Genomic DNA, 16,972 nt, shown 5'->3' on the forward strand with positions numbered 1-16,972 from the left:
CCATGTGGGGCTACTCGATCTCGGCGGACAGGGGCGTTATGACCGTCTATCCGTATCTCGTGAATTCATCGCTTCTGCGACAAGGAGATTTGGAGTCGACCGAATCACGATCACCTGCTGCACTCAGGGTCCGTGAGCCTGTCTGACGCGAGCAGTTCGGAATAACACTAGCTCCGCGGCTTTGAGTCGATCGTAGGTAGCAGCTCCTAGCGCACTGACGCCGAGGGCCGGATGACGATCTCATAAGTACTACTGAGGTCATCGCCATCGAGCCGGGACCTGGCCGCGGCTTTCTACGTGGACTATGGTCGTCATTTGTGTGCCCCGCGCAGCGAATCCTTATTAGTAATCGGCTACCGGGCGTGTGAGCACTCGAAGAGTGCGCCACATGATGATCAGGTCTCCCAGAACCGACCAGTTCTCCACGTAGTAGAGATCCAGTCTCATGCTCTGCTCCCAGGTGAGGGCGGACCGTCCATTGACTTGCCACAGGCCCGTCAAGCCGGGCTTGACATAGAGGCGTCGCTGCTGATGGTCTACGTACTGACCCGCCTCGAAAGGCAGAGGAGGACGCGGGCCGACGATACTCATGTCACCGACGAAGATGTTCCACAGCTGCGGCAGTTCATCAAGAGAGTATTTACGCAAAACCCTGCCGACCCTGGTGATTCGCGGGTCATGTCTCATCTTGAAGAGCAGTCCCGAATCCTGTTCCTCGTTGATTCGGGCAAGAATCGCATACAGATCCTGCTCGGCGGTCGCAACCATTGAGCGGAATTTGAGAATCGGAAACTCACGGCCGTATAGGCCAACTCGGTTTTGTCGGAAGAAGGTCGGACCCGGACTATCGAGCCGGACGAATATTGAGATCAATAAAAAGAGCGGTGCCAGCACGATAAGAGCCAGGCCCGACAGCACCACATCTAGTGTGCGCTTACCGAACCGAGCGGCAAGCCGTTGAGACACGCCCATCTGGAAAAGGTCAACTCCGAGTCCCAAGTCCCTCTGAGTCAAGATCTCGATACGCTCAGACGCGCGATTGAGGTCCTTCTGAGTCAACCCGAAGAGCGGACCCAATCGACTCCGCGGCTCCAAGAGTCGTCGCGCCGCTTCAACATCCCACTCGTCGAGTGAGTCGAACCCTTCGGGCTCGCGATCTGCCGCGTCGGGCTGCACCGGCAATGGCAGGACATTGCGGTTGCGGCGAAATTGGGGGTAGTCATCCATATGTGAGAGCGTCATGGCAACCGCCAAAGAACTAGTGCAAGCACTGCGATGCCGAGGATCGTCAGGAGTACCTGCAACGTGAAAATGACTTGTGCTCTCGTCAAGACATTCTTGTTTGCTTCGACAAGGATCAACTTCGATCTAGCCAGTGATTTTGCGTCGTTCTTGGAGACTGCGACCGAAAGATTCGGACCCCAACCCACTCGAGCCATCCAGAAGACCATTACCCCGAGCACCATCCCGATGCCGAGAATCCAGTAGCCCACGGGCGACAACGAGGCATTGCCCGCGGCTGCAAACCCAAGAATTGCCGCCGATGCGGCGATCAGTAGCCCAGAACGAGTTGCTAGCGACTCGGCGCTGGCGCGCTGCTCCGACAGCTGCCGATCGAGCTCAGCAACGATCTCGGGAATCATGGTCGCGCCTTGTGTGAGGAATCTAACGATAGTGGGGCGGCGCCAAGGAACGTACGCACAGCTTGAGTCGGTCCGGACGTACTGAAACAAACCACTGGCTGACCCTCCAGGTCACGCAATCAAGCACAGAGTGCTGCGGTAGTTCCGTGAGAAGAAAAACTCTTCCTCCATTCGAAATCGCCCATACTCCGATGACCTGTTGCCCCACGCAGCGAGGTCTTCCTCTCCTGAACCCTGCGGCCCCCACAACTTTCAGATCGTCCATCCACTCATCACCAAACGAAGGAGCACATTGTGTTCCCGAATTTCTTCGGGGTCCTGAGGCCGAAGTCGCCCGTCTGGCGGCAGCCCCTTCGGTTCGACCAGCTACATGCAGTCGCTTCTGCCCGCGACCATCCACGAACCCCTTGACGACCTGATGATCGAGCTGCCACAGCACTATCTCCCCCTGTCCGTTCGGCACAATGTGGCCCCGGCCGCTCGGCAAACGATCGTCGTGGTGCCGTTTGAGCGTTACAAGGAAGCCGAGACGAACACGACGCAGTACAAACGCCACAGGGGCTCCTGGCGCTGCAACTACGAAGGGCCGGGCACGTTCTTTCACGATTACTGGGAGACACTCATGACGACCGGGGTGCGTGCCACGTGCGGCTTACCGAAGGACGCGCACTGAGGCGCTCTTCGGGTTATGGATGAAATACGACACAAGTAAGGCCCTGAACAAGTTTCGGGGCTTTACATCTCTAAGGATCGAGCAGGCGACGGACGCGGCCAGATCGCCATGCGAAGAACACTGTGGCGCGTGAACGGGGGACTATTCGGCTCGCGAGACTTCCCCCACGATGGACGGATGAACACGACGGAGGGCGATCCTCCTGCGCAGGATGCCGCGTTCTTCGAGCTGCTCATCGAATCGGGTCTGGTCTCTGCCGAAGAGTTGGCAACTGTGGGTGCAACGCAACCCGACAGCGGACTGCTGCTCGACGAGATCCTCGTGGCCCGCGGCGTTATCGCGGCTGACGCACTGTTGAAGGTCGTGTCACGCGCCTGGCATCTGCCGCCGATCCACCTGGCGCGAACGCGTGTCGACAAAGAGCTTGTGCACCACTGGCCCGGTCAGCGCTATCTCGCCGAGAACTGGATGCCGGTGCGAGACCAGGCGAACGGCACCGTCCTCGTCGCTACCGCTCGCATCCCCGATCCGGAGCGGGCCGCACATATCGCTTCCGTACTCCAGAACCCGGTGGAATTCGTCGCGGCCACCTCGTCGGATATCAGAACCGCCGTGCTTCGCGCGTTCGTGCCCGAGGGTAATCGCGCGGTGCTCGCCGGACTGAGAATCCTGCGGCGCGACAGGGATCGCAGCGCACTCGTGCGCTGACAGGGTGGGCGCGGAGCTCCCCGTGCCGCAACGCTAATGTTGTAGGCACCATCGTTCGTAGTTAAGGAGCACCTTCGTCGTGTCTGAATCGCGCGCCGGCAACGAGTCCATTCTCGAGTCGATCACGGCGGCGGAGACAACGACAGGGTTCGAACTGTTCACCGACCGGGGAATCGTCGCGGTTCGTGTCAACGGTGATCTGCGCGACATGGCCGCGGAGGTCACCGCCGGGGAGACCGCGGAGCCGGTGCACATCTCGTCTCCAGACGGTCTCAAGATCCTTCGCCACTCCGCGGCGCACGTTACCGCGCAGGCCCTCCAGTCGATCAATCCAGAGGCGAAGCTGGGGATCGGTCCACCGATCACCGACGGCTTTTACTACGACTTCGACGTGGATACCCCCCTGACCCCCGAGGATCTCAAGGTCGTCGATAAGGCGATGGAGCGCATCATCCGCTCCGGCCAGCGCTTTGTGCGCCGAGTGGTCACTGATGACGAGGCGCGCGCCGAGCTCGCCGATGAGTCCTACAAGCTGGAGCTGATCGGTCTCAAGGGAGCAGCTGCGGATGGCGGCGACAACGAGTCCGTCGAGGTGGGCGGCTCCGAGCTGACCATCTACGACAACGTGGACCAGAAGACCGGTGAGACGGTGTGGAAAGACCTCTGCCGTGGCCCGCACCTGCCGAACACCCGCCTGATCGGCAACGGTTATGCGCTCACTCGCAGCGCTGCCGCCTACTGGCGCGGCTCGGAGAAGAACAAGCAACTGCAGCGCATCTACGGCACGGCGTGGCCCACCAAGGACGAACTGCGCGCGTACCAGGCTCGACAGGAGGAAGCCGCCAAGCGCGATCACCGCAAGCTCGGCCAGGAACTCGACCTCTTCTCGTTCCCCGACGAGATCGGTTCGGGCCTTGCGGTATTCCATCCCAAGGGCGGCATCATCCGCCGGGAGATGGAGAACTACTCACGCATCCGCCACGAGCAGGAGGGTTACTCCTTCGTCAACACGCCGCATATCACCAAGGCGTCTTTGTTCGAAGTGAGCGGCCACCTCGGGTGGTACAAAGAGGCGATGTTCCCGCCGATGCACCTCGACGAGGCGCGCAACGAGGAGGGGGAGATCACCCGCCAGGGCGCCGACTACTACCTCAAGCCGATGAACTGCCCGATGCACATCCTGATCTACCGCTCAAGCGGTCGGTCATATCGGGATCTTCCGCTGCGCTTCTTCGAGTTCGGCACCGTCTATCGCAACGAGAAGTCGGGCGTGATCCACGGCCTCACCCGTGTGCGTGGACTGACGATGGATGACGCCCACATCTTCACCACGAGAGAGAATATGAAAGAGGAGCTCACCGGCACACTCAATTTCGTGCTGTCGCTGCTGCGTGACTACGGCCTCACCGACTTTTACCTCGAGCTCTCCACGAAGGATCCGGACAAGTACGTGGGAGACGACGATGTCTGGGAAGAGGCGACGGCAACCCTCGCCGAGGTCGCACAGGAATCCGGACTCGAACTCGTTCCTGATTCAGGCGGAGCCGCCTTCTACGGACCGAAGATCTCCGTTCAGGCTCGCGACGCGATCGGTCGCACCTGGCAGATGTCGACAGTGCAACTCGACTTCAACCTGCCGGAACGGTTCCAGCTCGAGTACACCGCTGCTGACGGATCCCGCCAGCGTCCGGTGATGATCCATCGCGCGCTGTTCGGATCGATCGAACGGTTCTTCGGTGTGCTCACCGAGCACTACGCCGGTGCCTTCCCGGTCTGGTTGTCCCCGGTGCAGGTCGTCGGCATTCCGGTCGCTGAGGAGTACGGCCCATACCTCGACGACGTCATCGGGCAGCTCAAGGCTGCTGGGGTGCGGGCCGAGGTCGACCATTCGAGCGACCGGATGCCGAAGAAGATCCGCACGCACACCAAGCTGAAAGTGCCATACCAGCTCATCGCCGGCGAAGAGGATCGCGCTGCTGGCGCGGTCAGCTTCCGCTACCGGGATGGAAGCCAGGAGAACGGCATCCCGGTGGCAGAGGCCGTCGAGAGGATCACGACCGCGATCGCGACCAGGGCGCAGGTGTAATGCCGAAGAACTACGCCCCAGACGAATTCGACGGTGTCGACGCCGAGTCATCCGCTGAGTTCGCGGCGGTGCCCGACGCGTTCCAACGTCTCTGGACGCCGCATCGCATCGCGTACATCGAGAACGGCCAGCAGCCGGAGAAGCACGAGTGCCCGTTCTGTCTCGCACCGTCGATGACTGATGAGAAGGCGCTCATCGTCGCGCGCGGCGTGCACTGTTACGTGTTGCTCAATCTGTTTCCCTACAACTCCGGTCACCTGCTGGTCTGCCCTTACCGGCACGTCGCCAGGTACGACGAGGCGACGGATGAGGAGGTGGCCGAGATGGCGAGCCTCACCCAGACGGCCATGCGAGTGCTCGGAGCGACCTCGCACTGCGACGGCTTCAACATCGGCATGAACCAGGGGAGTATCGCGGGCGCGGGGATCGCAGGGCACCTGCACCAGCACATCGTGCCGCGCTGGGCGCAGGACGCGAACTTCTTCCCGATCATCGCCGAAACCAAGGCCATCCCTTTCCTGCTCGGCGAGACGCGCGAGGCGATCGCCGCAGGCTGGCCTGTGGCCGCGCCCGAATAGAATGGCTATCGTCCCGCAGAAGCAGCGGGACACCAGAGAGGCAATTGTGAGCAACACAGAATCCACCCCCAGCACCCCGTCTACCGAGTTGGGCTCGAGCCGTGTCAAGCGCGGCCTCGCTGAGATGCTCAAGGGCGGCGTCATCATGGATGTCGTCACCGCAGAGCAGGCGCGAATCGCCGAGGATGCCGGCGCGGTCGCCGTCATGGCCCTCGAGCGGGTTCCGGCCGACATCCGCTCCCAGGGTGGTGTGGCGCGCATGAGCGACCCCGACCTGATCGACAGCATCATCGCCGAAGTCTCCATTCCGGTGATGGCGAAGGCCCGCATCGGTCACTTCGTCGAAGCGCAGGTTCTGCAGGCCCTCAAGGTCGACTACATCGACGAGTCCGAGGTGCTCAGCCCGGCCGACTACGTCAACCACATCGACAAGTGGCCGTTCACGGTGCCCTTCGTCTGCGGCGCGACGAACCTCGGCGAGGCTCTCCGTCGCATCAACGAGGGCGCCGCAATGATTCGCTCGAAGGGCGAGGCCGGCACCGGCGACGTCTCAGAAGCGACCAAACACATCCGCACCATCAAATCCGAGATCGCCGCGCTGTCGTCGAAGACCCACGACGAGCTCTACGTGGCGGCCAAAGACCTGCAGGCTCCTTATGAGTTGGTGCTCGAGGTCGCTCGCACCGGCAAGCTTCCCGTCGTGCTCTTCACTGCCGGTGGCGTTGCGACCCCTGCCGACGCGGCGCTCATGATGCAGCTCGGTGCCGACGGTGTGTTCGTCGGATCGGGAATCTTCAAGTCGGGCAATCCAGCCCAGCGTGCCGCGGCGATTGTGAAGGCCACTACCTTCTTCGACGACCCGGCCGTGATCGCCGAAACCTCACGTGGTCTCGGCGAAGCGATGGTCGGCATCAACGTCTCTGACCTCGCCGCCCCCCACCGCCTCTCCGAACGTGGTTGGTAAGCCGCTGGGCTTATCGAAGAACGCGGCGATAGTCGGCGTACTCGCTCTCCAGGGCGACTTTCGCGAACACATCGCTGTGCTCCGTTCCCTGGGCGCGGATGCCCTGCCCATCAGGCGCCCCGAAGAGCTGGCCGAGGTGGCCGGCCTGGTCATCCCCGGCGGCGAGTCGAGCGTGATGGACAAGATGTCGCGTGCTTTCGGCCTTGCTGCACCGCTCAAGGCCGCCATCGCATCGGGGATGCCGGTCTATGGAACCTGTGCGGGACTCATCATGATCGCCGACCGGGTGCTCGACGCCATCGCCGGTCAGCAGAGCCTCGGCGGACTTGACATTTCGGTGCGACGGAACGCTTTCGGCTCACAGCTTGACTCCTTCGAAACAGACCTCGACATCCTGGAACTCGGAGCGCCGCCCATGCACGCGGTGTTCATCCGCGCGCCGATCGTCGAGGAGGTAGGCCCCGGAGTCCGCGCGATCGCCACTCTGAGCGATGGACGCGTGGTCGCCGTGGAGCAGGGCAATCTCATCGGCACCTCCTTCCACCCCGAGATGACTGGCGACACCCGATTCCACCAGTACTTCCTCGACAGGGTGTCAGCGCGCTAGCATCCGGGTCGCGGCGCACGAGCGATGCCGGAACGGCTGGTTAGAATGTTCAGCATGTCAGGCCACTCCAAATGGGCAACCACCAAGCACCAAAAAGCAGTCAAAGACTCGCGTCGTGCCAAGTCGTTCGCCAAGCTCATCAAGAACATCGAAGTCGCCGCCAAGCTGGGCGGCGCAGACCTCGCCGGTAACCCGACCCTTGTGGACGCCATCCAGAAGGCGAAGAAGACTTCGGTGCCGAACTCGAACATCGACTCGGCGGTCAAGCGTGGTTCCGGCCAGCTTGGTGTAGCAGTCGACTACCAGACCATCATGTATGAGGGCTATGCGGCGGGCGGCGTCGCCCTGCTGATCGAGTGCCTTACAGATAACAAGAATCGCGCGGCCGCAAACGTGCGCACTGTCATGAGCCGCAACGGCGGCACCATGGGCGACCCGGGCAGCGTCGCCTATAACTTCAGCCGCAAAGGCGTCATCTCGGTAACGAAAACCGACGCCGTGGCTGAAGACGACATCCTCGGCGCCGTGCTGGATGCCGGTGCAGAAGAAGTCAACGATCGTGGCGCAGGTTTCGAGATCGTCACCGAGCCGAGCGACCTGGTCGCCGCGCGCACAGCGCTTCAGGATGCCGGGATCGACTACGACTCGGCGGACATCGAGTTCGTGCCAGGTCTCACCATCGAGGTCGACGTCGAGACGGCCCGCAAGATATTCCGCCTCATCGACGCACTCGATGATGATGACGACGTGCAGAACGTCTACGGCAACTTCGAGGTGCCGGCCGACGTACAGGCGACGCTCGACGACGACGAAGACTAGGTCGGCCGGCTAGCTTGGCCAGCACAGCAGCGGCGGCCAATATTCGGGTACTCGGCATCGACCCCGGCCTCACGCGGTGCGGCGTCGGGATCGTGGATGTCACGTCGACGCGTAAAGCGACACTCGTCGATGTCGTGGTCATCCGCACCCCCCACGAGATGCCGCTGGAACAGCGTCTGTTGCACGTCGGCGACGAGATCGAGCGACTGCTCGACGAACATCAGCCAGGCGCTGTGGCGATCGAGAGGGTGTTTGCACAGCACAACCTGCGTACGGTGATGGGCACCGCCCAGATCAGCGGTGTCGCCCTCCATCTCGCGGCGAAGCGTGGGCTTGTCGTCGGGCTGCACACGCCTTCCGAGGTGAAGGCTGCGATCACGGGATACGGTTCGGCGGACAAGAAGCAGGTCGCCACCATGGTCGCGAGGGTTCTCGGTCTCGCCGTGCTGCCGACGCCGGCGGACGCATCCGATGCCCTGGCGATCGCCATCTGTCATGCGTGGAAACGCAGTGCTGCCGTCGCGGGACCTGCAGGCGCCCTCACGCCCGCGCAGGAAGCGTGGCTCGCCGCGGAGCGCTCCGCAGGGAAGTCGGCCCCCAAACGTAGGCTTGCTCCATGATCTCTTCTGTCCGTGGCACCGTGCTCGGCGTCGCTGGAACGACAGCGCTCATCGAGGTCGGGGGAGTCGGATTCTCGGTCACCGTCACCCCACAGCACGCGCTCTCCCTGCGCGTCGGAGCAGAAGCAACGGTACGCACGGCGTTGATCGTCCGAGACGACGACCTGTCGCTGTTCGGTTTCGTCGACTCCGACGAACTCGCCGTTTTCGACCTGTTGCGCGGCGTGACCGGGGTCGGTCCGAAATCCGCCATGGGCGTTCTCGCCGCGATGAGTCCCGGTCAGGTCGCGGCTGCTGTGGCGACCGAGGATGACGGAGCATTCCGTAAGGTTTCTGGTATCGGACCCAAGACCGCCAAGCTGATCGTGCTGTCGCTGGCAGGCAAGATGCAGATCGCTCCCACCTCTGCCGCACGGGTACCGATCGCCAGGGCGACCGTGAGCGACAGCGTACTGGTGGCTCTCGTCGGGCTCGGATGGTCTGAGAAGGTCGCCGCACAGGCTGTCGACGATGCTGTGGCGGCGACACCCAGCGACGAAGCGGCCACCGTGCCCGCGCTGCTCCGCCTCGCGCTCACCCAGCTGGGTCCGCAACAGGCAGGGTCGAGCCTCCGATGAGCGAGTTGGATGACCCATCGGTCGCGATCGTGCTACCCACGCCTGAATCGGACGCCGAACTCGCTTTCGAGGGCGCGCTGCGCCCGAAGACCCTGGCCGAGTTCGTCGGCCAGTCCAAGGTGCGTGCACAGCTGCAGCTGCTGCTGCAGGCGGCAAAGCTGCAGAACCGCACGCCGGACCACATCCTCCTCGCCGGCCCGCCAGGACTCGGCAAGACCACCCTCGCGATGATCGTGGCCGAGGAGAGCGGACGACCGCTCAGGATGTCAAGCGGCCCCGCTATCCAGCACGCCGGAGATCTCGCCGCCGTGCTCTCGTCGTTGGTGCCGGGGGAGATCCTGTTCATCGATGAGATCCACCGGATGGCACGCTCCGCTGAGGAGATGCTCTACCTTGCGATGGAGGATTTCCGTATCGACATCATGGTGGGTAAGGGAGCGGGCGCGACATCCATCCCGCTTGATCTCGCCCCGTTCACGCTGGTCGGGGCGACCACCAGATCGGGCCTTCTGCCGAACCCGCTGCGTGACCGCTTCGGATTCACCGCACATCTTGAGTTCTATGCGGAGTCAGAGCTTGAGCAGGTGCTGTCTCGTGCAGCCGCGCTGCTCAACCTCCCCATCGATCGTGAAGCGCTTGCTGAGATCGCGGGACGTTGCCGGGGAACTCCCAGAATCGCGAACCGACTGCTGCGACGGGTGCGCGATTACTCCCTCGTGCATGACTCCGCGGGCCTCGAGGCGGTGCATGCCGCACTGCAGCTGTACGACGTCGACGAACTGGGACTCGACCGCCTCGACCGTGCGGTGATGGACATTATTCTGAGCCGTTTCGACGGGGGACCGGTGGGTTTGAACACCCTGGCCGTTTCTGTCGGCGAGGAGGCTGAGACGATCGAAGCCGTCGTCGAACCCTTTCTCGTGAGGATCGGTCTTCTCACCCGTACGCCGCGCGGGCGAGTGGCCACGCGAGCCGCCTGGAAGCACTTCGGTATCAACAGGGCCGACGGAGCGCTCTTCGGGGATGACCTATGATTCAAGTTGGTCTCACAGTGCGCAGGGTTAGACTCCCCGTGTTCTCCCCTATGCACCCTCGGAAGGTTTGTTCGACCCATGGATCCAATTCTCATTGTTGTCGCGGTTGCGCTGGCCGTATTCGTTTTCTTCCAGTTCCGCAGCTCCCGTAAGCGCGCCAAAGAGACTGCGGCGCGCCAGGCGGCGATTCTTCCCGGCGTCGAGATCATGACGAACTATGGCCTCTACGGCACGATCCTCTCGATCGATGAAGACACGAACGTCGCCCTCATCGAGACCACGCCAGGCACGGTTCTCAAGATTCACCGCCAGACCATTCTCAAGCCCGTTGAGGACGAGACGACAGAGGTGAGCGACGACGCTGAAGTGGAGGAGACGCCGATCACCGAACTCAACCAGGACAATGCCATCGTCGCTGGCGAGCCGGAGTTCGGCGAGCGTATCGATCCCGACGAGAAGAAGCCGGTTCGCAAGTCCACCAAAAAGGTCGGCGAGTAGCCACTAACCTGATGTTTGCCCGCGTGCGACCGTTGCGCGCGGCGATGTCCTCCGTGAGTTCCCGGCTGCGTGCCGCGACCACTCGTAGAAAGCTGAGTTTCCCCGGTGGCACGAACTACACCTGTTAGGAAGGCTTGGCGCTCACTCACCTGGCTGCTGGTCATCGTCGCCGGACTCACCGCCCTCAACGGTGGCGCTGTGCTCTGGGCCGGAGGTTCGTGGGCACCGAAGCTCGCCCTCGACCTCCAGGGTGGGACCGAGATCATCCTCGCCCCGCAGGTGGCTAATGGTGCTGCGAAGCCTACGGCTGAGCAGTTGCAGCAGGCCGTGTCGATCATCCGCCAGCGCATCGACGCGAGCGGGGTCTCCGAGGCTGAGATCAATACCCAGGGCGACCAGAACATCGTGGTCGACCTTCCGGGAACGCCGGACAAGTCGACGATCAATCGCATCGAATCGTCGGCAAAGCTGGAGTTCCGAGCGGTCCTCAAGTCGGATGCCGCTCCGACCAGCGCGGTGGGCGGCTCTGCGAGTCCGACGCCGAGTCCCTCCTCCGACGTACCGCTCGCATCGACGCCGAGCGTGAGCCCCACCAATGGCAGCGATGACGCCTGGGTGACGCCGGCCCTTCAGCAGCAGTTCACCGACTTCACCTGCACCGAGGCCAACCTGCAGAAGGCGAACGTCGCTCCGGCCGCGAAGCCGCTCGTCACCTGCGACAATCGCGGTCAGTACAAGTACATCCTCGGGCCGGTAGAGGTCGCCGGTGAGACCATCAGCGACGCCACCAACGGCCTGGTTTCCACCAGCCAGGGCGCCAGTACCGGTCAGTGGGCTGTCAACATCGTCTTCAACGGCAAGGGCACCAAAGAGTTCTCGGATGTGACGACGAGATTGAACGCGCTCACCGGCGTGAAGAACCAGTTCGCGATCGTGCTCGACGGACGCATCATCTCGGCACCGACGACTAATGCCGTGATCTCCAATGGCAAGCCGCAGATCAGCGGATCTTTTACCCAGGCCTCGTCCAAGACCCTCGCCGACCAGCTCAAGTTCGGTGCACTGCCGATCGGCTTCACTGTGCAGAGCCGTGACGTTATCTCGGCGACGCTCGGAACGACCCAGTTGTTGAGCGGCCTGATCGCCGGAGTGATCGGGCTGCTGCTGGTCTTCATCTACTCGCTCTTCCAGTACCGCTTGCTCGGCATGGTGACCATCGCGTCCCTCGTGGTCGCCGCCGTGCTGACCTACCTGGTGATCGCGGTGTTGTCGTGGCGAGAAGGATTCCGATTGTCGCTCGCCGGAGTCGCTGGTCTAATCGTCGCCATCGGATTCACCGCCGACTCGTTCATCGTGTACTTCGAACGAATACGTGACGAACTGAGGGAGGGGCGTGCTCTGGTCAGCGCTGTGGAGGCGGGCTGGAAACGCGCGCTGCGCACGGTTTTCGCCGCCAAGGGAGTGAACCTGCTGTCCGCGGCCGTGCTGTTCGTGCTGGCTATCGGAAATGTCAAGGGGTTCGCCCTCACCCTCGGTATCACGACAATCATCGACGTCCTCGTGGTGGTGTTGTTCACCCATCCGGTGCTGCAGCTGCTGGCGAATACGCCGTTCTTCTCGAGCGGACATCCACTCAGCGGACTCGATCCGAACGCGCTAGGGGCCGTCTATCGCGGGCGTGCCCAGTTTCGTGCGCCGGTCGCATCCGGACCCAGGGTGGCCGGTGCGGGTCGTGAAGCAGTCCGTCGGCAGACCATCGCCGAACGGAAGGCCGCAGAGCTGGAGAGCTCCAGCGAGAAAAAGTCTGGATCGACCAAGGGAAAGAAGTCCTGATGCCCAGTTTGGTCACATTCGGCAACGACCTCTACACGGGTGCCCGTTCGGTCAACTTTGTCGGCAAGCGCAAGATCTGGTATGCCATTGCGATCGTCCTGATCGTGGCTTCCGCCATTGTTCCCCTGGTCAATGGAGGCTTCAACTTCGGCATCGAGTTTCGCGGCGGATCGCAGTTCCAGATCACCCAGGCGTCGAGCATCAAACAACAACCGGCGATCGATGCCGTGCAGAGCATCGTTCCCAACGAGGTCGCGCACGTGAGCAGCGTCGGAACAGCCGGCGTGCGCGTACAGACCAACCAGCTCACCGACAAGGAGACGCAGCAGGTTACGGACGCCCTCGCCAAGGCGTATAGCGTTCCGGTGAAGGATGTCGCGACCTCGTTCATCGGACCGAGCTGGGGCGCGGACATCACCTCGCAGGCGCTCCGTGCACTGATCGTGTTCGTGGTTCTCGCGGCCATTGCCATGGCCATCTATTTCCGCACCTGGAAGATGGCGATCGCGGCGATCGTCTCTCTTCTCCACGACCTCATCATCGTGGCCGGTGTGTATGCGGCAACCGGTTTCGAGGTGACGCCGGCCGCGGTGATCGGCTTCCTGACCATCCTCGGGTTCTCGCTCTACGACACTGTCGTGGTGTTCGACAAGATTCGCGAGAATACGTCGCGCCTGGGCGCGGAGTCCCGATACACCTTCGGTGAGGCCGTCAACCTCGCGGTGAACCAGACCCTTGTGCGCTCCATCAATACGGGTGTCGTAGCGGCACTGCCTGTCGCCTCGATCCTCTTCATCGGAGCATTCGTGCTGGGGGCGGACACGCTGCGAGACATCTCGCTCGCCCTGCTCGTCGGTATCGTCGTCGGCACCTACTCCACGATCTTTATCGCGGCCCCGCTCTACGCGCAACTGCGCGAGAAGGAAAAGGACATCAGCGCTAACGATCGGCGCACCATCGCCGCTCGTACGCGCAGCGCAGGCGCGACGAACAGTGCGGGAGCAACATCATGAGCGGACTACCCGAAGTCACGGCGACCGAAGCAATCCAACTCGCAGAAGCCGGTACCTGGGTGCTTGACGTGCGCGAACAGGACGAGTGGGATCGCGGTCATTCGCCCCTGACCCATCTCCTGCCGATGTCCGCGATGACCGAGCGCCTGCCTGAAGTTCCGACGGGCCAGCGCGTTCTGGTCATCTGTCATGCCGGCTCGCGTTCGTTGCGCGTTACGAAGGCGCTGCAGGATGCGGGCTACGACGCCGTCAACGTGGCCGGCGGCATGCTCGCCTGGGCCGAAGCCGGCGGCGAACTCGTCTCAGAAGGTTCGGACGAACCTCGCGTCGGCTGATCGGGTGCCCGTTCGCGCCCTCAGCGAACCCGGCAGGACGGCTCCTGGCGCGGTGATAGTTTTGCGGAGGGAGGAGGAACGATGACCGAGACGACAGCTCCGAACTCTCCGACGCCCGGCACCGCGTCGCTCCGCACTCTTCTTCCGCGGATCTTCTCCAAAGCACAGCCGACGGGTGCCGTCGACAGGCTGATCAAGACCGCCAGGTTGCATCATCCCAAGTCCGACGTCAGTATCATCGAGCGTGCCTATACGACGGCCGAGACCGCCCACCGCGGCCAGCTGCGTAAGAGTGGCGAGCCGTACATCACTCACCCTGTTGCCGTCGCCCAGATTCTGGCCGACCTCGGCATCGGGCCGAAGACGCTCGCCGCAGCACTTCTGCACGACACCGTCGAGGACACCGAGTACACGCTCGATCAGCTGCGCGACGACTTCGGTGATGAGATCGCGATGCTGGTGGATGGGGTCACCAAACTCGACAAGCTGAAATACGGGGACAGCGCCCAAGCCGAGACCGTTCGCAAGATGGTCGTCGCGATGTCTAAGGACATCCGGGTGCTGGTGATCAAGCTCGCCGACCGTCTGCACAATGCCCGCACCTGGGGCTTCATGCCCATCGAGAACGCCACCCGCAAGGCGCAGGAGACCCTGGAGATCTATGCGCCGCTGGCGCATCGCCTCGGAATCCAGGCGATCAAGTGGGAGCTCGAAGACCTCTCCTTCGCCGTGCTCTATCCGAAGCTCTACGTCGAGATCGAGAGCCTGGTCAAGCAGCGCACCCCGCAGCGCGAGGAATTCGTGCAGCAGGTCGTCAACGCCGTGAACAACGACCTCAAGGCGTCGAAGATCAAGGGCAAGGTCGCCGGCCGGCCGAAGCAGTACTACTCGATCTACCAGAAGATGGTGGTGCGCGGCCGCGAGTTCGACGAGATCTACGACCTGGTCGGCATCCGCGTTCTCGTCGGCTCCGTGCGGGATTGCTACGCCGTGCTCGGCTCGATCCATGCACGCTGGAATCCGATCCCCGGCCGTTTCAAAGATTACATCGCCACCCCGAAGTTCAACCTCTACCAGTCGCTGCATACGACAGTGATCGGGCCGAAGGGCCGTGCTGTCGAGATCCAAATCCGCACCGACGAGATGCACCAGCGCGCGGAATTCGGCGTCGCGGCTCACTGGAAATACAAGGAACGTGTCAACGGTGGCAAGAACGTCGATATCAATGACGACGGCGACATGGCATGGCTAGCGCACATCTCCGACTGGCAGGCCGAAACCGTCGATCCGAACGAGTTCCTCGACTCGCTCCGCTTCGAGATCGGTGCCAAAGAGGTCTACGTTTTCACGCCACAGGGCAAAGTGATCGGTCTGCCTGCCGGCGCGACGCCTGTCGACTTCGCCTACGCCGTGCACACCGAGGTCGGCCACCGCACCATGGGTTCGAAAGTCAACGGTCGCCTCATTCCCCTGGAGAGCACGCTCAGCAGCGGCGATGTGGTAGAGATCTTCACGTCGAAGAATCCGGATGCCGGACCAAGCCAGGGCTGGCTGAACTTCGTCAAGAGTCCGCGGGCCCGCAACAAGATCAAGCAGTGGTTCACCAAGGAACGTCGTGACGAGGCGATCGAGCAGGGCAAGGATGCCATCGCTCGTGCCATGCGCAAACAGAACCTACCGCTCCAGAAGCTGATGAACCAGGACTCGTTCAGCGAGGTCGCATCGCAGATGCGTTTTGACGACATCTCCGCGCTCTACGCGGCGGTCGGCGAAGGCCACGTCTCGACTCAGTCGGTGATCGAGAAGGTTCTGGCGACTCTGCACACCGAGGCGGAGACCGAGGATGCCGAAATCCCGTTCCCCAGCAAGGGGCGCAGTAAGCCGCTGCGCAACAGCGACTCTGGCGTGCTCGTGCGAGGAGCGCCGGACATCCTGGTCAAGCTGGCCAAGTGCTGCACGCCTGTGCCTGGCGACCCCATTGTGGGCTTCGTGACCCGCGGCGCTGGCGTCTCGGTGCACCAGGCGGACTGCCACAACGTCGCCTCGCTGCTCAACGAGCCGGAGCGAATGATCGACGTTGAATGGGCGCCGACCTCGTCGAGCGTGTTCCTGGTGCAGATCCAGGTGGAGGCGCTCGATCGTGCGGGTCTTCTGTCGGATGTGACCCGCGTGCTCTCAGAGAGCCACGTGAATATTCTCTCGGCGACCGTGTCGACCTCGAGCGACCGCCTGGCCCTCAGTCGTTTCGTGTTCGAAATGGGGGATACCACCCACCTCGACGCCGTCCTGAACGCCGTGCGCCGTATCGACACCGTCTACGACGTATACAGGGTGTCTGGCGGCTGAGAATAGTCGTCCGCTGCCATGATGCGGGCGAGAGCCTGTCGCTTGCCGGGGAGGTTGCGACGCCTGTCGAGCATGGCGACACACTCGCCGACACCGAACCGGCCGAGCCGCATCAGCGCGTTGGTCATGCGAACCTCCTGTTCGCCGAACGCTGGGCTGAAACGCGCCAGGTCCACGACAGTCCTGAGCGGCGTCGTGACGCGGAGTCCTGAGTAGTCGAGCAGGTCGGATTCGTCGAGCACCACCTCGCGCAGGGAGAACCGGGCGGTTCCCATCGGGCGGGCCCTGGCGGAGACATCGGCGCAGAACTGGTGCTTGACGGGTGGCCTCGCCAGCACGCCGAGCACCCAGGCTGCCGTTCGCTGCTCGGCGATCAGGCGCGTGGGAAACAGCGCCGAGAGCGCTGCGGCGCGCGTAGCACGCCGGTCGATCTCGTCGATGGGGCTGAAACAGTCGTCCACCGCGTAGAGCTCCCCGTCCAGGCGGGCGGCGTGCAACTCTGCCTCTGGCAGGTCGAAACGGGAGAGGACGGGTGGCAGGCGCTGTGGCATCCACCCATGGTCGTGGCTGGCGACAGATGCCGATGGCTGTATTCGTT

At 62.8% G+C, this 16,972-nt stretch carries 18 protein-coding genes; 15 read left to right on the forward strand and 3 right to left on the reverse strand.

Going from position 1 to position 16,972, the window contains the following annotated elements; all coding sequences use genetic code 11:
- Window positions 1-342: 342 nt before the first annotated feature.
- The gene (locus ABIB56_RS00715) at window positions 343-1,242 is read right to left on the reverse strand and encodes a sugar transferase (protein ID WP_354566811.1); all 900 of its coding nucleotides are present in this window, start codon (window positions 1,240-1,242) and stop codon (window positions 343-345) included.
- Window positions 1,239-1,643 (reverse strand): hypothetical protein, encoded by a 405-nt coding sequence (locus ABIB56_RS00720; RefSeq protein ID WP_354566812.1) that lies wholly within the window; start codon window positions 1,641-1,643, stop codon window positions 1,239-1,241. The genes ABIB56_RS00715 and ABIB56_RS00720 overlap by 4 nt, the downstream gene beginning before the upstream one ends.
- Window positions 1,644-2,013: 370 nt before the next feature.
- Here ABIB56_RS00720 and ABIB56_RS00725 point away from each other — a divergent pair, with 370 nt between their 5' ends.
- From ABIB56_RS00725 to ABIB56_RS00795, 15 genes are all read left to right on the forward strand, one after another.
- On the forward strand, window positions 2,014-2,316 hold the full coding sequence (locus ABIB56_RS00725; RefSeq protein WP_354566813.1) for a hypothetical protein: 303 nt from the start codon (window positions 2,014-2,016) through the stop codon (window positions 2,314-2,316).
- A 177-nt stretch (window positions 2,317-2,493) separates the two neighbouring features.
- The gene (locus tag ABIB56_RS00730) at window positions 2,494-3,024 is read left to right on the forward strand and encodes a GspE/PulE/PilB domain-containing protein (protein ID WP_354566814.1); all 531 of its coding nucleotides are present in this window, start codon (window positions 2,494-2,496) and stop codon (window positions 3,022-3,024) included.
- Between the two features lie 109 nt (window positions 3,025-3,133).
- Window positions 3,134-5,110: a threonine--tRNA ligase gene (thrS, locus tag ABIB56_RS00735; RefSeq protein WP_354566999.1), complete on the forward strand. Its 1,977-nt coding sequence runs from the start codon at window positions 3,134-3,136 to the stop codon at window positions 5,108-5,110.
- Window positions 5,110-5,688 (forward strand): HIT family protein, encoded by a 579-nt coding sequence (locus tag ABIB56_RS00740; protein ID WP_354566815.1) that lies wholly within the window; start codon window positions 5,110-5,112, stop codon window positions 5,686-5,688. Before thrS ends, ABIB56_RS00740 begins: the two co-directional genes overlap by 1 nt.
- A 46-nt stretch (window positions 5,689-5,734) precedes the next feature.
- Window positions 5,735-6,652: a pyridoxal 5'-phosphate synthase lyase subunit PdxS gene (gene pdxS, locus ABIB56_RS00745; RefSeq protein WP_354566816.1), complete on the forward strand. Its 918-nt coding sequence runs from the start codon at window positions 5,735-5,737 to the stop codon at window positions 6,650-6,652.
- Window positions 6,642-7,259 carry a pyridoxal 5'-phosphate synthase glutaminase subunit PdxT gene (gene pdxT, locus ABIB56_RS00750; protein ID WP_354566817.1) on the forward strand — a complete coding sequence of 206 codons (618 nt, stop codon included), beginning with the start codon at window positions 6,642-6,644 and terminating at the stop codon, window positions 7,257-7,259. Before pdxS ends, pdxT begins: the two co-directional genes overlap by 11 nt.
- Before the next feature lie 54 nt (window positions 7,260-7,313).
- Window positions 7,314-8,078 carry a YebC/PmpR family DNA-binding transcriptional regulator gene (locus ABIB56_RS00755; protein WP_354566818.1) on the forward strand — a complete coding sequence of 255 codons (765 nt, stop codon included), beginning with the start codon at window positions 7,314-7,316 and terminating at the stop codon, window positions 8,076-8,078.
- A 41-nt stretch (window positions 8,079-8,119) separates the two neighbouring features.
- Entirely contained in the window at window positions 8,120-8,698 is a 579-nt protein-coding gene (gene ruvC, locus ABIB56_RS00760) for a crossover junction endodeoxyribonuclease RuvC (RefSeq protein ID WP_354567000.1), read from the forward strand.
- A complete protein-coding gene (ruvA, locus tag ABIB56_RS00765) occupies window positions 8,695-9,315 on the forward strand; it encodes a Holliday junction branch migration protein RuvA (protein WP_354566820.1) in 621 nt (206 codons plus the stop codon). Before ruvC ends, ruvA begins: the two co-directional genes overlap by 4 nt.
- Window positions 9,312-10,349 (forward strand): Holliday junction branch migration DNA helicase RuvB, encoded by a 1,038-nt coding sequence (ruvB, locus tag ABIB56_RS00770; RefSeq protein ID WP_354566821.1) that lies wholly within the window; start codon window positions 9,312-9,314, stop codon window positions 10,347-10,349. Before ruvA ends, ruvB begins: the two co-directional genes overlap by 4 nt.
- 78 nt (window positions 10,350-10,427) lie before the next feature.
- Complete coding sequence (gene yajC / locus ABIB56_RS00775; RefSeq protein ID WP_354566822.1) at window positions 10,428-10,847, forward strand: preprotein translocase subunit YajC; 420 nt, start codon at window positions 10,428-10,430, stop codon at window positions 10,845-10,847.
- Window positions 10,848-10,952: 105 nt separating this feature from the next.
- Window positions 10,953-12,680 (forward strand): protein translocase subunit SecD, encoded by a 1,728-nt coding sequence (gene secD / locus ABIB56_RS00780; RefSeq protein ID WP_354566823.1) that lies wholly within the window; start codon window positions 10,953-10,955, stop codon window positions 12,678-12,680.
- Complete coding sequence (gene secF / locus ABIB56_RS00785) at window positions 12,680-13,693, forward strand: protein translocase subunit SecF (RefSeq protein ID WP_354566824.1); 1,014 nt, start codon at window positions 12,680-12,682, stop codon at window positions 13,691-13,693. The genes secD and secF overlap by 1 nt, the downstream gene beginning before the upstream one ends.
- Window positions 13,690-14,028 carry a rhodanese-like domain-containing protein gene (locus ABIB56_RS00790; RefSeq protein ID WP_354566825.1) on the forward strand — a complete coding sequence of 113 codons (339 nt, stop codon included), beginning with the start codon at window positions 13,690-13,692 and terminating at the stop codon, window positions 14,026-14,028. The genes secF and ABIB56_RS00790 overlap by 4 nt, the downstream gene beginning before the upstream one ends.
- 81 nt (window positions 14,029-14,109) lie before the next feature.
- Window positions 14,110-16,374 carry a RelA/SpoT family protein gene (locus ABIB56_RS00795; RefSeq protein WP_354566827.1) on the forward strand — a complete coding sequence of 755 codons (2,265 nt, stop codon included), beginning with the start codon at window positions 14,110-14,112 and terminating at the stop codon, window positions 16,372-16,374.
- Here ABIB56_RS00795 and ABIB56_RS00800 read toward each other — a convergent pair.
- On the reverse strand, window positions 16,344-16,925 hold the full coding sequence (locus tag ABIB56_RS00800) for a type IV toxin-antitoxin system AbiEi family antitoxin (protein WP_354566828.1): 582 nt from the start codon (window positions 16,923-16,925) through the stop codon (window positions 16,344-16,346). The genes ABIB56_RS00795 and ABIB56_RS00800 overlap by 31 nt on opposite strands.
- Window positions 16,926-16,972: the final 47 nt, after the last annotated feature.

It is taken from the genome of Glaciihabitans sp. UYNi722 (assembly GCF_040549465.1).
Classification (GTDB): domain Bacteria; phylum Actinomycetota; class Actinomycetes; order Actinomycetales; family Microbacteriaceae; genus Lacisediminihabitans.

Coding starts and splice junctions, on each gene's coding strand:
- ruvB (WP_354566821.1), top strand. CDS start 9,312: ATGAGCGAGTTGGATGACCCATCGGTCGCGATCGTGCTACCCACGCCT.
- ABIB56_RS00725 (WP_354566813.1), top strand. CDS start 2,014: ATGCAGTCGCTTCTGCCCGCGACCATCCACGAACCCCTTGACGACCTG.
- ABIB56_RS00715 (WP_354566811.1), bottom strand. CDS start 1,242: ATGACGCTCTCACATATGGATGACTACCCCCAATTTCGCCGCAACCGC.
- ABIB56_RS00790 (WP_354566825.1), top strand. CDS start 13,690: ATGAGCGGACTACCCGAAGTCACGGCGACCGAAGCAATCCAACTCGCA.
- ruvA (WP_354566820.1), top strand. CDS start 8,695: ATGATCTCTTCTGTCCGTGGCACCGTGCTCGGCGTCGCTGGAACGACA.
- yajC (WP_354566822.1), top strand. CDS start 10,428: ATGGATCCAATTCTCATTGTTGTCGCGGTTGCGCTGGCCGTATTCGTT.
- ABIB56_RS00800 (WP_354566828.1), bottom strand. CDS start 16,925: ATGCCACAGCGCCTGCCACCCGTCCTCTCCCGTTTCGACCTGCCAGAG.
- ABIB56_RS00795 (WP_354566827.1), top strand. CDS start 14,110: ATGACCGAGACGACAGCTCCGAACTCTCCGACGCCCGGCACCGCGTCG.
- ABIB56_RS00755 (WP_354566818.1), top strand. CDS start 7,314: ATGTCAGGCCACTCCAAATGGGCAACCACCAAGCACCAAAAAGCAGTC.
- ABIB56_RS00740 (WP_354566815.1), top strand. CDS start 5,110: ATGCCGAAGAACTACGCCCCAGACGAATTCGACGGTGTCGACGCCGAG.
- ABIB56_RS00730 (WP_354566814.1), top strand. CDS start 2,494: ATGAACACGACGGAGGGCGATCCTCCTGCGCAGGATGCCGCGTTCTTC.
- secF (WP_354566824.1), top strand. CDS start 12,680: ATGCCCAGTTTGGTCACATTCGGCAACGACCTCTACACGGGTGCCCGT.
- ABIB56_RS00720 (WP_354566812.1), bottom strand. CDS start 1,643: ATGATTCCCGAGATCGTTGCTGAGCTCGATCGGCAGCTGTCGGAGCAG.